Origin of the sequence: Aeribacillus sp. FSL K6-8210, from assembly GCF_037963925.1 — a bacterium.
In the GTDB taxonomy this organism is placed as follows: domain Bacteria; phylum Bacillota; class Bacilli; order Bacillales; family Aeribacillaceae; genus Aeribacillus; species Aeribacillus composti.
This window is the reverse complement of record NZ_CP150172.1, coordinates 222,818-237,294: the sequence shown is the minus strand read 5'-3', so window position 1 is coordinate 237,294 and position 14,477 is coordinate 222,818. Positions and strand designations below refer to the sequence as shown.

General features: G+C 35.3%; 11 protein-coding genes, 3 pseudogenes and 1 riboswitch. Of the genes and pseudogenes, 4 read left to right on the top strand and 10 right to left on the bottom strand.

Features of this window, described 5'->3' with window-relative positions; genetic code table 11:
- Positions 1–13 precede the first annotated feature (13 nt).
- From NSQ41_RS01280 to NSQ41_RS01260, 5 genes and pseudogenes are all read right to left on the bottom strand, one after another.
- The gene (locus tag NSQ41_RS01280; protein WP_311066759.1) at positions 14–655 is read right to left on the bottom strand and encodes a LysE family transporter; all 642 of its coding nucleotides are present in this window, start codon (positions 653–655) and stop codon (positions 14–16) included.
- 1,862 nt (positions 656–2,517) lie between these two features.
- Positions 2,518–3,480 carry a sporulation protein gene (locus NSQ41_RS01275; protein ID WP_063386548.1) on the bottom strand — a complete coding sequence of 321 codons (963 nt, stop codon included), beginning with the start codon at positions 3,478–3,480 and terminating at the stop codon, positions 2,518–2,520.
- A gap of 303 nt (positions 3,481–3,783) precedes the next feature.
- Entirely contained in the window at positions 3,784–5,109 is a 1,326-nt protein-coding gene (locus NSQ41_RS01270) for a hemolysin family protein (RefSeq protein ID WP_339210805.1), read from the bottom strand.
- Between the two features lie 106 nt (positions 5,110–5,215).
- Complete coding sequence (locus NSQ41_RS01265; protein WP_063386472.1) at positions 5,216–5,641, bottom strand: MerR family transcriptional regulator; 426 nt, start codon at positions 5,639–5,641, stop codon at positions 5,216–5,218.
- Positions 5,642–5,792: 151 nt separating this feature from the next.
- A pseudogene (locus tag NSQ41_RS01260) lies at positions 5,793–6,215 on the bottom strand (transposase); the annotation flags it as partial.
- Between the two features lie 259 nt (positions 6,216–6,474).
- Here NSQ41_RS01260 and NSQ41_RS01255 point away from each other — a divergent pair.
- From NSQ41_RS01255 to NSQ41_RS01240, 4 genes and pseudogenes are all read left to right on the top strand, one after another.
- Positions 6,475–6,973 (top strand): annotated as a pseudogene (locus NSQ41_RS01255) (DUF4372 domain-containing protein); the annotation flags it as partial.
- A 127-nt stretch (positions 6,974–7,100) separates the two neighbouring features.
- Positions 7,101–7,373 carry a hypothetical protein gene (locus tag NSQ41_RS01250; RefSeq protein WP_327856013.1) on the top strand — a complete coding sequence of 91 codons (273 nt, stop codon included), beginning with the start codon at positions 7,101–7,103 and terminating at the stop codon, positions 7,371–7,373.
- Positions 7,366–7,536 (top strand): hypothetical protein, encoded by a 171-nt coding sequence (locus tag NSQ41_RS01245; protein WP_165381913.1) that lies wholly within the window; start codon positions 7,366–7,368, stop codon positions 7,534–7,536. The genes NSQ41_RS01250 and NSQ41_RS01245 overlap by 8 nt, the downstream gene beginning before the upstream one ends.
- 329 nt (positions 7,537–7,865) lie before the next feature.
- Positions 7,866–8,054: a hypothetical protein gene (locus NSQ41_RS01240; RefSeq protein ID WP_339210803.1), complete on the top strand. Its 189-nt coding sequence runs from the start codon at positions 7,866–7,868 to the stop codon at positions 8,052–8,054.
- A 1,712-nt stretch (positions 8,055–9,766) separates the two neighbouring features.
- On the opposite strand, the gene NSQ41_RS01235 is transcribed toward NSQ41_RS01240, so the two are convergent.
- From NSQ41_RS01235 to NSQ41_RS01215, 5 genes and pseudogenes are all read right to left on the bottom strand, one after another.
- Positions 9,767–11,602 carry an APC family permease gene (locus tag NSQ41_RS01235; RefSeq protein WP_339210802.1) on the bottom strand — a complete coding sequence of 612 codons (1,836 nt, stop codon included), beginning with the start codon at positions 11,600–11,602 and terminating at the stop codon, positions 9,767–9,769.
- A 144-nt stretch (positions 11,603–11,746) separates the two neighbouring features.
- Positions 11,747–11,890, bottom strand: a riboswitch (cyclic di-AMP (ydaO/yuaA leader).
- Positions 11,891–12,234: 344 nt separating this feature from the next.
- Positions 12,235–12,609: an immunity 22 family protein gene (locus NSQ41_RS01230; protein WP_339210801.1), complete on the bottom strand. Its 375-nt coding sequence runs from the start codon at positions 12,607–12,609 to the stop codon at positions 12,235–12,237.
- 520 nt (positions 12,610–13,129) lie between these two features.
- Positions 13,130–13,291, bottom strand: a pseudogene (locus tag NSQ41_RS01225) (IS110 family transposase); the annotation flags it as partial.
- A 445-nt stretch (positions 13,292–13,736) separates the two neighbouring features.
- Complete coding sequence (locus NSQ41_RS01220; protein WP_339210800.1) at positions 13,737–14,171, bottom strand: hypothetical protein; 435 nt, start codon at positions 14,169–14,171, stop codon at positions 13,737–13,739.
- 2 nt (positions 14,172–14,173) lie between these two features.
- Positions 14,174–14,461 carry a polymorphic toxin type 35 domain-containing protein gene (locus NSQ41_RS01215; protein WP_327856369.1) on the bottom strand — a complete coding sequence of 96 codons (288 nt, stop codon included), beginning with the start codon at positions 14,459–14,461 and terminating at the stop codon, positions 14,174–14,176.
- Between the last annotated feature and the right edge of the window lie 16 nt (positions 14,462–14,477).

Here is a 14,477-nt window from a genome sequence, read left to right as displayed (position 1 = left end):
TATTTATTTGCACCTACCAAAACGGATAGTTCGCTTGTAATGTTATGAAAAATTTATAGAGAAAAGTACAACCGAAACCAAACAACAAAATTCCGGCAATAATCGAAACAGTCATTATTGCTTTTTTATTCATTGCTTTTCGTGTAACCGAAATGATAGTAAGAAGTATAATGTCATGTACCAATATTCCTGATAAGATTCCTAATGCAGTAATAAAAAAATCAGCTGTATTCGCTTGAGAAAATGAATCTGTCAACACTACACCAAAAATTGATATCCAAAAAATTAAATTACTTGGCGAGATTGCAACAAATATACCATTTCGATATGTTTTTCCAATCGATTTATAAGTTGGTTCGCCAATCATTGTCATATCGTGATTTGCATTTTTTATCGAATCATAAGCTAAATAAAATAAAAAAACAGCGCCTAGCAGCCATAATGGAATTTGTATTAAAGGGGCCGATAATAGGGGAGCCAATCCTAAATAAATGGCAATAATTAAAAGAAAATCAACTGTCATCCCGCCTAACCCCACCGCCCAACCATGTAAAAAACCATGTTTAATCCCTTGTTTAGTCATTTCAATTGTGATGGTTCCTATCGGTAAAGCAATCGTTAACCCCATTAAAAAGTATTTCAAATATATTTCCATTTATATAGCCTCCTAACTTATTTTGAAAATAATTTTTTGTTTATAAGGAACAGTTTTTAAAAAATAAATATGTCAGGCAGGACAAATGGAAAAGTTAACCTTTTTATTGTAATGATACCGACTCGGTAACGTCAATAATTTTGTATAATGCAAGATAAATAAAGTACCTCTGATGGAAATTTAGAATAGAGGGCTGTTTTCTTCACACAATGCGGCTAAATTTTAAGTCTCCTGTATGGCCTTTTTGCAATAATGGTTCATTGCAACATTTACCAAACATTTGCTGAAAGACTTCCTTTGCTTCGGTACTCCTCTCTACTTTTGCTCTGCCCATTTTTCATGAAAGTATTATATCATCAAATATACAACTTTTCCCCACGATTTCTAAACTGCTCAAATGCCCATCGATTTCAACTATTTCCGAATTTCTTTCGATCGCATTGGTCGTATAATGCACATTCCGACCCCTGCTTGAAAAGTCCATAATATTCAAGTCGTTCCACGATTGCACCTTTCTCTGGAACTTACTTGACCAGTTGGTTCAAAGAAAAATGAAAGAAATAGCAGTTCCTAAAACGCAGGAAGAAAGATGTGATTTTTTTACATTCGACTCAAAGTCGAAGTAAAAAAATGTTCAGACACATCAAGGGTGATCTGCAGATGATCCTTGCAGGAGGGCGAGTTTGGAATTGTGGCAATAGTTCACAGCATCCTGAAAATATGGGTCCGCATTTTCAACTCAGACAAGAATCGAAAAATTACAAAAGCCAGCGGAGAAAAACAACTATTTTTCTCTACTGGCTTCATTTTAGAATTTATCGGACCGTTCCTGTACTTCTCATTTGCATAATAAGGCCTATTGAAGAATTGTGTTTTTGCTTTTATTACTAGTTGAAAAGGTAATAAAAATCCAAATTATATTTGACATAATATATAAAACGGAAAGACATAATAAAGCATATAAAATCATACTAGTTGTAGAAGTAAATATAAATAAAATAGTAGTAAATATAACAGCCATCCCTATTAGAAGACCTAAACCACAGAGTGCAACCATTACATACTTAAATGCATCAACCCCTAAACTGTAAATAATTAAAGGGATTGCATATAAGAATGAGAACTATAGACATCCACATACCGATGTCTCCAAATTGATTGACATTAGGTCCTGAATTAGATATTGGAGAAAGTGAAGCCAATACAATGATTGAACAAAGAATGGTTGCTGAAATTGCGCTTACAATAATAATTTTAAGTTTTTTATTCTTATTATCCAAAATGAACATTCCTTTTTAGTTTTATGTAGTCATTTTCCCTTAGCTAATTGATAAAATGCTAAATATTAAAAAACAAAATGTTTAATGCCCCTTGTTCTAGTTGAACAATAGAGAGCTCAACTTTAAATTGTCGTCAGCACCTATGTCTTTGTAAAAATCCATTGTATCCTCGAAGAAGAAGCATATCGTTGCGTAATTTTTATAAGGGAGTATATCATTCGATGTTTTACTGATAATGTTTATTCAAAACTTTCCTAAATTTTTATCATTTTTATTTGCATTTCATGCTTTGCTATGATTATCTCATTAAAATAAAACACAGTCTTTTAGAGTTATTTCCATTTTACTCCATGACATATGTTTTTTAAACAAAAGTTTAGATACTAATAAAATTCATGTTAATGTTGTTATTTATGTTCTTAATGAAAATTAAGTTTGTTTATAAATATCAAACAAATATTGAACCGTAAATAAAAAAGAATCCATTTGGAAAAAAGCTTGATCAAATGGATTCTTCCATCAAACATAAAATTGTTTTTTTAAAAGAATAATCATTCTTCTGACCGTTAATACGCTTTTTTATTAGTTTTCATCAAAAAAATCACCAAAATCCATGCCAGCTAAATCAAAATTCTCTTCGTCCAAACCTATGGCCTCTGCCGCATCTTCTAACATTTCATCTACACCGAGGTTATCCATTAGTTCATTTAATACCATACCACCTAAAACACCCATCGCCAATCCTCCAACCATGCTTCCAATGCCGCTTGCCATACTGCCTTTATGATGAGGCTGATAGGTAGGATAGGTAAAAGGTTGTTTATACAATTCCGGTTGCTGGACTGCTTCTGCAATATATTTTTCGAACGAGGACACCAGCTTGTCTTCGTTCTCTACTATTTCTTTAGTCAAAACAAATTCTCGTTTCGCTTCGATTTTTCCATAGCCAGATCGACATTCCACTTCCATCCAAACTTTGACTCCTTCTTCTACATAAGCAAAACGAATTTCTAATTCATGAACTTTGTCTGCGAATAACTGTGTCGGAAAAAATTCAAATTCTTGCCCATATTGATCAAGCTTTCCTGAAGTTGATTTTTCTCGGAAGCCTAAACGGGAAAGAGCATGAAAAATGGATTGGATCTCTTTCGATGCTCCAATGGTGATATAATCAATATCTGTCCGATCTACGCCTCCCTCAATATCAAGATGGGTATCAAAATAATAAGATACAGGGCCTCTAGATAAAGGCAAGGCTTGCGGAATTCGATAATTAAATGGGATGCGTTTTTCTTCTTTTTTTGAAATTACAAATGATCCGTTTAAAGGAATCCTCTCAACCTCCCGTGAAACAGACTGGCCATTCTTTGCTCTAACAGTCATCATGAATTGAACTGCCAACTGGTTGATCTGTTGATCTACTTCGCCTCCCTTAATGACAACTTCTCCTTGTACTACTTCACCAATCTGATAAGGACGATTTTCGAATTGTAAATCTACTGTCGCTGCTCCCTTACCGAATTTCGCTAAAAATTTTTTAAGCATTTTTGAAATTCTCCCTCCATTTATTTAAAAATTTTTCTTTCTAAGAAACGACATCCCATTCCACTTATTTTAAATTTTAATGATACTGATTCGCTTGAGATATGCGACCATTAGAAGGAGTGAACTCAATTTAGAGAGCTTCGTTTAAAAGAATTTGGCGGATGACAGATTTTTATTTTCGCCGCAACTATAAGACGTTTTGGGGATTACAGTAATCCCCTGTGGGTTGAAATATCGAAACCTTTTGGCAGACTTTTTTGTATTCTGCTAGCTGGGGGATCTTGTCGCCAAGTCTTATTATGATTAATCTTCTACTAGAACCGGCGAGCCTTTATCAATTTTAGTAATCTCAATCGTTTTAATATGGTTCCCGGCCATTTCCACTACGTGAAAGGTGTACGGTCCAAATTCAATACTTTCCCCTTGTTTAATATCATAACGCTCAGTTAACATCCATCCGCCAAGTGTATCTACATCCGTTTCTTCAATTTTCAACCCTAACCAATCATTTATCTCGCTAATTAAGATGCGGCCATCAACTAAAGCTCGATCATGATTTATTTGTTGGATGATGGGTTTTTTATCTTCATCAAATTCATCTTGAATCTCACCGACAATTTCTTCAAGAATATCTTCAACTGTGACCAAACCGGATGTACCGCCATATTCATCATATAAAATCGCCATGTGTATTCGTTCTTTTTGCATTTTCAGCAACAGATCATGGATTGGAATGGATTCAATGACTTGAATAATTGGACGGACAAAATCATCTATGGATTTTTCGGTATTTAAGCTATCGTAAGAGGAGATTTCTGTAAATACCTCTTTGATGTTGATAAGGCCAATAACATGATCTTTATCTCCGTCAATTACCGGATATCTTGTAAATTTTTCTTTTTTGATGATTTCCAAGTTTTCTTTAATGGTTTTATTTTTATCAAGTGCAACAATTTCTGTTCGGGGAACCATGATTTCTTTTGCGATCCGGTCATCAAACGTGAAGATGTTATTCACATATTTGTATTCCGTTTGGTTAATCTCGCCGCTTTTGTAGCTTTCAGATAAAATAAGCCGCAGCTCTTCCTCTGAGTGTGCAAGCTCATGTTCGGAAGCTGGTTTTATGCCAAATAAACGGATAATGCCCCTTGCAGAACCGTTTAATGCCCAAATAAATGGATACATGATTTTATAAAACAAAACTAAGGGTCTTGCTGTTAATAATGTAATAGCTTCTGCCTTTTGAATGGCTACCGTTTTCGGAGCCAATTCTCCAATAACGACATGTAAAAATGTAATCGCAGCGAAAGCAATTCCAAATGACAGTATATTAGACACATATGGGGAAAAATTCATTTTTTCAAAAACGGGGTGAAGAAGATGCTCAACAGTCGGTTCTCCTAGCCAGCCTAAACCTAATGCTGTTATGGTGATTCCAAGCTGGCACGCTGATAAATATTCGTCCAAATTGGAAATGATTTTTTTAGCTACAACAGCATTTTTATTTCCTTCTGAGATAAGCTGATCTATTCTTGAAGATCGGACTTTTACAATGGCGAATTCAGAAGCGACGAAAAATGCTGTGAAACCAATTAATACAGCAACCATAAATAAATTAAATATTTCCAAACTACGGCCGTTCCCCTAGAAAAAGGAACGACTTACACCTCCTAATAACGAAATGTCAACAGTAATTATGCTTTTTTCACTATTCCCTTGTATAGATCTCTCTTTATCATCCTAAAAACATGATTAATGATTGTAATAATGCCATCGTCTGTGGAGACAATTGATTCGAAATCTTTTTCTTACATTCATCATCCAATTTGCCTAAAAGATCATGAATTTCTTTAATTTCATCCTCCAATAATTTCATATGTTCAGCAATTGTTTTGGCTTGTTTAAGAATAAGTTCTTCCTCGGCTGCTGTTTTTTTTCTATGCAACTCTAGCCTCTCTTTTATCATGTCTAATGAATAATTCAGTTTTTTGTAATGGTCAATTAATTTTAAATCCTCTAGAGCAGATGAATCATAATATCGATAATTCGATTTGGACCGTTCTGCTTTAAGCAAGCCTAGTTTTGTATAATAATCGATTGTTCTTTTAGAAACATTTGCTATACTTGCTAGTTCACCAATTTTATAGACGACCCCATCCATCTATACCCCCTTTTTACCCTTCTAATAAGATCATATTATAATCAAACTGTACAGTCAAACGTTATACTTTGATCTTCACAAAATTGTAAATTTTTATACAATTATTCTTCTGATCAGACTTACATTACACAAAATTCTTGAAGGTACCAGTGTGCCATTTCTCGATGTCCTCCTTCACGACATCGGTCATACGACTGATCGTTGCAAGAGAATAAACATTTCCTAAAATTCGTTCAATAAACTTGCCAATCTCACGTGTACTCATGCCACTTTGATACATCTTGATGACAGCTTCCTCGAGCCAGCCGGTATGGCGTTGGTAAGGGGGAAACAACTGCGTTTGAAATTCCCCGTTTCGGTCTCTTGGGACTAAAAGCCCTTCAATCCGGCCATATTGCGTATCTAGGTTTCGCTGATAGTAGCCGTTTCTCATATTTGACGTTCCAGTCTGTTCCATTTCGAGGAAATGTTTTATTTCTTCACGCATGATGAGTTCTAATTTTTCCTTTACAAACTGGCGAATCGCACTTTCCAGTTGATTGACCCAGTCTACATTCGGTATACTTTTAGACATAGGTAGGGTTCTCCTTTCTCTGGAATGTGTTGTTGGTCAAATCAGAGAATACCCTACCTTTTTTCTTTTGGTCTAGCAAAATGCTTTACACAAACTTTTATACATCATCAAATTATTTCACTAGTATTGCATTAATTTAAATTGAATATTAGAAATACTTAAAATGTTCAATTTTATTATTTTGCATAAAGAAAAAGTCCTTTATAATGGATAAGTCTGGTGGTAGCCCGTCCAAATCCACTAATAAAGGACATATATCATGGACAAGATTACACTAAAAACTTCATTTGGGCAATGGTTTTCACCCATAAATCTTCAATTATTCGAGGAATTGGTGAAAACGATGAAATTAGATTACTATACGAAGAAAATAACGACTGAGTCATTTCTAATATTACTCCTTTTTGCGCAGCTAGAAGAAGTCGAAGTCTACATGCGTTAAGCGATTGTCTTTTCAATGACCAGCTTCAAAAAGAAATTGACCTCGATTCGAACAGTATTTCTCAGTTGTCAAGGCGATTAAACGACATGAACCCCGATCTATTTCAAAGGCTTTTCCTTGATTTAGTCTCACAAATTCATGCTAAAACATATGATACGAAACTTGTTATGCTGTTAAAAATGCTTGATTCAAGTACATTATCAATTAATTTGACCAATCATAAATGGGCAAAAAAGCTGGTGTCAAGTTGTATTTGCCTCTTGTGTTTATGGAAAAAGGTGCTTTCTCCCCCGAAAAAGCCGTTAATTCAACTGCTTAAAACTCGTATGTCAGCTAACGCCCGTATCGCAATGGATTTACTGTTGGCGTTTGGCTTGCGTTTACGAGAGGTTGCGTCAACGCGTGTAACCAATATCCAGGAGAATAATGGAAGGTTGTTTTGGGTGGCTGTGAAAAATAAAAAGACAGTGAATACAGCTCAAGGTGTAACAAAGGCTGGAAGACCTGGAGTCACACCTTGTCGTCCTGAATATGAGGAGAGAATACGTGAATTGATACAAAATCAAAATAGACCCAAAATCGATTATATCTCTCCAATCAAATACACTAGCTTAAAGTCAGCTTATCTACGTGAAGCTGAAAAGGCGAGGATGACTACAAGGGATTACATGACTTCCGATATACATATTTTTAAAGGAAAAGGGATGGATGATTGAGCGAATGTTACATAATCACTCAAATGGTTTGAGGAAAGATTATGGGGTATCTGGAGATGAGCGAGATCTTTATAAAACAGTGAATGAATGTATTGATACCGTTCATGAATGGCTTGTCCATGGACGAGGTCGAATCGACTTATGCGAAGTGTATATGAAGTGAAGTTAGGGAGATGTTTAAAATGAAAGCATCTGAGAGAAGAGAATCCCTTAGCGTACAAAATTTGCGTTTTTTGCTCTATGTACCTCGTTATGAATTCTTGCGTCAATGATTTTGATTGAACCGTCGTATACCGAACGGTACGTACGGTGGTGTGAGAGGACGGGGGCTAGTCACCCCCTCCTACTTAATTTGAATATTGTTTAATCTTATTTGTGAAAAACTGTTTATTCTAGTTTAACGTTCACAAAAGACCATATAATACATAAAATAGATATATTTACCTATTTATTATATGGTAAAATAAACTAAAATTTTGAGGAGGCAATAATGTGTCTACAGATTTTACTTTAATCACAGGTATAGCATCTATAGTTATATGGAGTTTGTTGAGTATTGAACTTATAAAATCTCGCAAAGATAGTAACGGAAATAAAAATAAGGGTAGGGTCGTTATACTTTTATCTGCAGGTAGTCTATCAACACTACTTTTAACTATTTCCTTTTTTCAGAGTATTTAAATTCAAAATTTCTTCTAGATAATTTATTTGAGGATTTTGCATTTTTTTTCGTCCCTAGAGTCATAAGGCATTTAAAAGCAGGAAAAAGGACTTCACCCCTAATTTGTAGAATTCTTGAAGTGACCAAACCACAAAAACCCATTAGGAGGAAGTCTTATTTATATTCTACAAGAAAGTTTATTTCCCTTTGAAGAACTGCAAATTTTAGAGTCAAAAGAAAAGCTAACCATCTTTTTATAGAAAGGAATGTTTGGTTCGTTCCATACATTTATAGCAAAAACGAATAGTATGGCAATCGGACAGATCCTATAAACCAGAGGAGTAAATTTGTATGTCACACCCTTTTTTAGGGTAAAATGTCTTATCCACATTTTTTAATTTTCTGTTAATTTGTTTTTTCCTCTTCTACAGTCAAAACGACCCGAATGTCTTTATTTCTTTTTTTAAATTGTGGATAACGACAAAAAGTCCTTTTCGGGCATCACATCCTTTGATATTCTAGTATTATCTAGGTAAACCGATTTGGATCGGTTTGCCTAATTGATGGAAATCCTCGTCTGTTAAGATGCGCGTGCGAGTCGCTTCCAACAGATCCGAGGATTTTTCCTTTGCCGATTTTTTCAGGCTTCTTAGGATTTTGGACCCGTTGAGATACAGTTGAATCAGAATGTATGCGATCTGCACTAGCAAGTAATGGTTTTTCATTGCGGTATAGTTATAGCAATTGACATGTTCAAGATGGTGCCAACCGTTCTTTTGGTGGTTGAACCCCTCGTTTTCGATTTTCCAGCGACTTCGCCCCGCCAAGACGAATTTTTCCGCATTGTTTTTCGTGATTCTGATGTTCGTTATAAACAGAAATTGACGGCTCTTCTCACCCTCCGTTTCGATCTGGCTTCCAAAAGATTCACGCTTCGGTCACGGTATGAGAGATCATTGGCCCAAAACAGATTCGCTTCCTCCGCCGTTTCTTCGGGTGATTGAATGACCAAAAATTCAGAGGTAATGCTTTTGATCCGGCCTCCTTTAAACGAAATAGGTATTTCCAATTGTTTTGTTCACAAATGTCAAAAACGGATGTGCCTCGCAAATAAAGTCGTATCGCCCATCTCACCTTCCCCAATCCCCTCTCGCTCTTACAGCCACAAGGCTTTTCAGCCTTTTTACACCCTTTCACAAAAAATTCCATAGAAATTATAGTCGTAATACGGTTCATGGAAAAACAGAGGTGAGGACTTGAAAAAACGGGGCAAAACCAGCAATTAAAGTCGTGTGGCAGGCAGGAGAAAATATAGGGAAAGAATGGGGCTTTGGAAAAGATATCAGAGTAAAAAAATCTGGGAAATGCCTGATTTATCAGGGAGTTTCGCGTTTTGCAAACCTGCTGATTCAAAGAAAAGAGCCGGGGAAACCCTGAATTTCGCTCGGCTCGTAACATGACTTTTTAGGCTTTAACACGACTATTTAGGCTTTGAGATAACTTTGATTGCTTTTTACACAAGCCTATGTATTTTTTCTTGCAATTCTCTACACTGTTGCTTGCAAAAAACATCAAAACTGTTATTGAGAGGCAAATTATGAATAACCGCATACAGAATCGATTCGGATAGATGTACGTATGAAAAAAGAGGATATATGCTCTTGAAATTCGAACATATATCCTCGGATTCATATACACTTACAACGCCTAAGCAAGTGCCAAAAGCCAGATGTTATTCTTTTAAATGGTACGGAAGCGTTGCAATGACGATGTCTTTTTTCAGGATCAAAAAGAATCTTAAAAAGATCGCTGTTTGGTTATGAAGTAAAGTATGCCACCATTTTTTCACAATAAATTGCGGCATTAAAATAGTTATGGTTGCTCCTTTTGTTTCTTTTTCTACTTTATTAATGTAATCCAATAATGGAGAAAGGATTGTCCGATAAGGTGAATAAATAATTTTCAGCTCGATATCTGGATACAACTTATACCATTTGTCGCGTATTTTCTGTTCTTCTTCTTCGGCAAAAACAATTGTAATGGCTGTAATATCGTCTGAAATACTTTTTGCATATTGTACAGATTGATCAACGACTTTACTAATGCCTGAAATCGGGATGATCACCTTCGGAGTCACAATTTCTTTTGTTTCAGTCCGATCACTTTTATCCAATTTTAATTGCTGAGCTAATGTTTCATAATGAGCATGAATTTTGTTAAACAAGACAACGATCAATGGAATGGCTACAATCACTAACCATGCACCGTGTGTAAATTTCGCTATAACGGTAATGATCGTTACTAATCCTGTAGCAATTGTTCCAGTGATAATGATCGACAATGTGGCCATATTGCTTTTCGATTTTTCTTTCCATATTTTTTTAATCATACCGTATTGACCGATCGTAAAGGAAAGAAATACTCCGACTGCATACAGCGGGATCAGAGAATGTGTTTTACCATGGAATACGATAATTAAAATGATCGCTAAAATACTCAAGAGAATAATTCCATTGGAAAACACCAAACGATCTCCGCGCGCTGCTAAACTTCTCGGCAAATAACGGTCAGTAGCTATAATCGAAACAAGCTGCGGAAATCCGGCAAAACTTGTATTCGCAGCTAATACTAAAATTAACATGGTGATCATCTGAAAAATATAAAATAATATGCTATTGCCAAAGACGTGACTTCCAATTTGAGAAATGACAGTCTTATGTTCGGCTGGAGTCACTCCGAAGCCTGCACTTAAAATTGTAATACCTAGAAACATGATGCCTAACAGTAAAGACATCCATCCCATTGTAATTGCAGCATTTTTGGAACTGTTAGGTCTAAACGATGGCACACCGTTGCTAATGGCTTCCACTCCTGTCATTGCTGAACAACCGGATGAAAAAGCCCTTAATAAAATAAACACTCCGTATCCACTAGCGAAGAAATGTTCAGGTGTAGCGTGATTTGCATAATTAAAACCATGCCATCCTTCATTATATAATTTCCATCCTCCTGCAATAATGAGAACTAGTACTGAAATAATAAATAAATAGGTTGGATAGGCAAATACAGTGGCTGATTCGGTAATTCCCCGCAAATTTAAAATCATGAGCAATAATACAAGAGCGACGGCTATTTCCACTTTCCAAGTAAGCAATGCTGGAAAAGCAGAAGTAAGAGCCGCAACGGCTGAGCTAATACTAACCGCAACCGTAAGAACATAATCAATCATTAATGCTGCGCCTGCTACTAGGCTTGTGGTGGTATTGATGTGGTCTCTTGCCACTACATAAGCTCCGCCTCCTGATGGGAAGGCATAAATGATTTGTCTATAGGATAAAGTCACAATGACTAAAAGCCCTACAATCGCCAAAGCTATGGGTAAGGAATAAAAAAACACGCTGGTTCCTAATATCATCAATACTAATAATATTTCTTCTGTTGCATACGCTACGGAAGACAATGCATCCGAAGAAAATACTGCCAATGCTTTCCATTTTGGTAATTTTTCATGTTTCAATCGTTTCGTTTCCATTGGCGAACCGATGAATAACCGTTTCAAATAAGCCATTTTCAAGACTCCTTCTTTCTTAAAAGTATTAGGCTTTTTCCTCTCTTATAGCTTGATGAACTGTATGGACTTTTATGTGCATCTTCATAAACATAAAAAACCACTGAGGATGTACTCAGTGGCCAAAAAGACATCATTCAACTTACATCCCTCCCAAAACGCTTACGAGGTTAGCTGTCGGATTAGGACTATGAGAGTAGCCCCTCCTTTTTCAAGGATTCACCCCAAGTAACAAAACGTTACAAAATGGTTCCCCCGCTCCTTAAAAGGATTCAGCGATTTAATCATATTCAATTTTACAGAAATTATCTTACTCAGTTTATGAAAAATTGTAAAGAGACAAATAATCGTTGCCATGTAAATGGGTAAGGCGTTAAAACTTTTATATCGCCCTGATTTTTAAACAATTATTATATATTTTTAAACAGTTTTATTATTCGTGTACAAAATTATCTAGTTTTGTAAAAAATTTTGATTAAATTTACTGAATAAAACATCAATGCTTCTTTCCAAGTTCCGTAGGTTATGAGTATAGGCTGTATCAATAGTGGTTTATTTGGCACTCACCCCTCTTATAAAATAAAAAAAGAAACCTTGAAAGAGTGTCGCACACTCATTCAAGGTGTTTATAATTACTTATATTGTACGGTTCCTAAAAATCTAAACTGATTTTTTTCATTGACATTTCCATTATATTGAAAGTTATAAAGTAAAATAACTGAGTTCGCTTCTTGATTTAAACGCTCACCGCAAAGCTCTATAAATTTTGGAAGTATCTCCTCATCATAAGAAAAACCTTCAAGTAGAACACGTAAATCATTCGATGGTTCATCATAGAATTCTACTTCTCTAAAATCTTCATTATAGTAATCAATGTTAAAGTCTTTTTCAAATTCGGAAGGTAGTAAATCTCCATCTTCTGTATAACTATTCAAAATATAGTTTTGAAGATCCTTATATGACTTAGAGTTGCCAATAAATAATGATACAAATCCTTCCTTTTCCATATACTTCATACTCCTCCTTAGCTTTTTTACGGTCTAAGACCTTCCGGTAAAGATTCCACTCCACCTTCTAGTCTATAATTAGCCCAACTTTGGAGTCGTCTCTTAAATGTTGCATAATCTGGTGAAGAATCAATAATCTCTAACAATTCATTATGAGCTTTCGTAGAACCCTTCCCGCCATGAACTCCTTTTGGATTAACAAACTTCACATCTTCTATAGCAGTTCTTAATTCCTTAATTTGTTCTGCTGTTATACCCCACCGTTTAAAAGTAGGAGCTCGAGATACTAAATGCCACTCATGAAATCCACCTGGATGTCTAAGTCTACTTTCAATGGCTTTTCTTAACCTAGGGTCAGACCATACTTTATCAAACTCATCAGGAGCTAGTGAATTAAACCATCTATTAAATTCACCATTCTTTACAGATGGAACTGAATTAAGATTAACAGTACCCTTAGGAAATTATAAAAATGTACTTTATAAACGGGTGGCAGTTTCACTAACCACCACCCATTATATCAACTGACTTTCCGTTCAGGCATGATATTAGCGGTCTTGTGTTTCATCATACAATAGATAATATTGACAAGTCCTCTCATAATGCAAATAAGCGCTTGTTGTTTGGTTTTACCTTCTGCTAGCTTTTTCTGATAATACTCGTAAAACACAGGATTTCGAGGAGTTTTACTGCCTTTACAAATATATGACATCAGGCAAATATGGGAATTGACGGATTAACACATTCGCTACACATTGGGCATCCCAACTGTCATGCTTTTGGGTCATGGCATAGCTGCTCGCGCTATAGTAATCGGAATAAAGGGCGGAAAAGTTGCGAAAAAAATTTCAAAAGGCAAGGAGAAAGCGAAGGTAAGCTTTTGGGAGATAAAAACGGTAGTAACTGATGATTTTTCAGCTGTTTATTGTTGATGAAAATTATAAAATTGGACATCTTTTTCAAACTCATCCTGTGATCCTGTGCATACAAGGCAATTCTAAAAATTATCATGCAGGAGTTTCAAGGGTTATTTGTATATGTTGTACTACAAAGGGAGTTATTCGGCACTACACACCCTATAAAAAAGACCTTGAAAGAGTCATAATACTCTTTCAAGGTCTTTAAATTTATGCATTGTGTAACACATTTTTTGCAGCTTCGCTATTTGGCATTATCTTTAATATTTCTTGAGCAATTGCTTTAGCTTCTTCTTTACTAATTAACTTTTCTGGAATGTCATGGAATAACAACAAATGTTCTTTCAAACTAACATCTTCAGGGCTTAATTCAACTGCTCTTTTAGCATGGTATAATGCACTTGCGTAAGCGTCTGGTAAATGGCACAATGCAGTACTTAATAACTCTGAAGCTAAGTAATGATAATATGCAGTCTCATTATTATTTATCAAATAACAGACAAATGAATAAGCACTTATACTCTCTTCATCGAATCCTAATTCAAGAACAACTTGCTTTAAAGTATTTCTATCTTCATTCTCAATATATTCTTTTGCTTTTTGAAAATCACCCGATGTTATTAATTGCTTTATCTTTTCCTTCATAGTTATTTCACCCACGCATCAGATATTCTTATTGTTCCATCAGGTAGTTTTTTGTATGTCACCTGTACCAATTGTCCATTAACCATTTTAACTCTAGAAGAAACAGATTTATAAGGTATATCTGCACCATTATGCATTACATCGATGATAATTTCTTTTATTTTCCCCCAATTCTTATCAGGCACAAGTTTTTCCCATTGATGATTAGATTTTTTACTTCCATTTATAATATACTTTATCTGATTACTGTTAAGTTTCCCTATTGCATCATGTACTTTAGAAGAAGGCAATAGCTTAACTTTACCC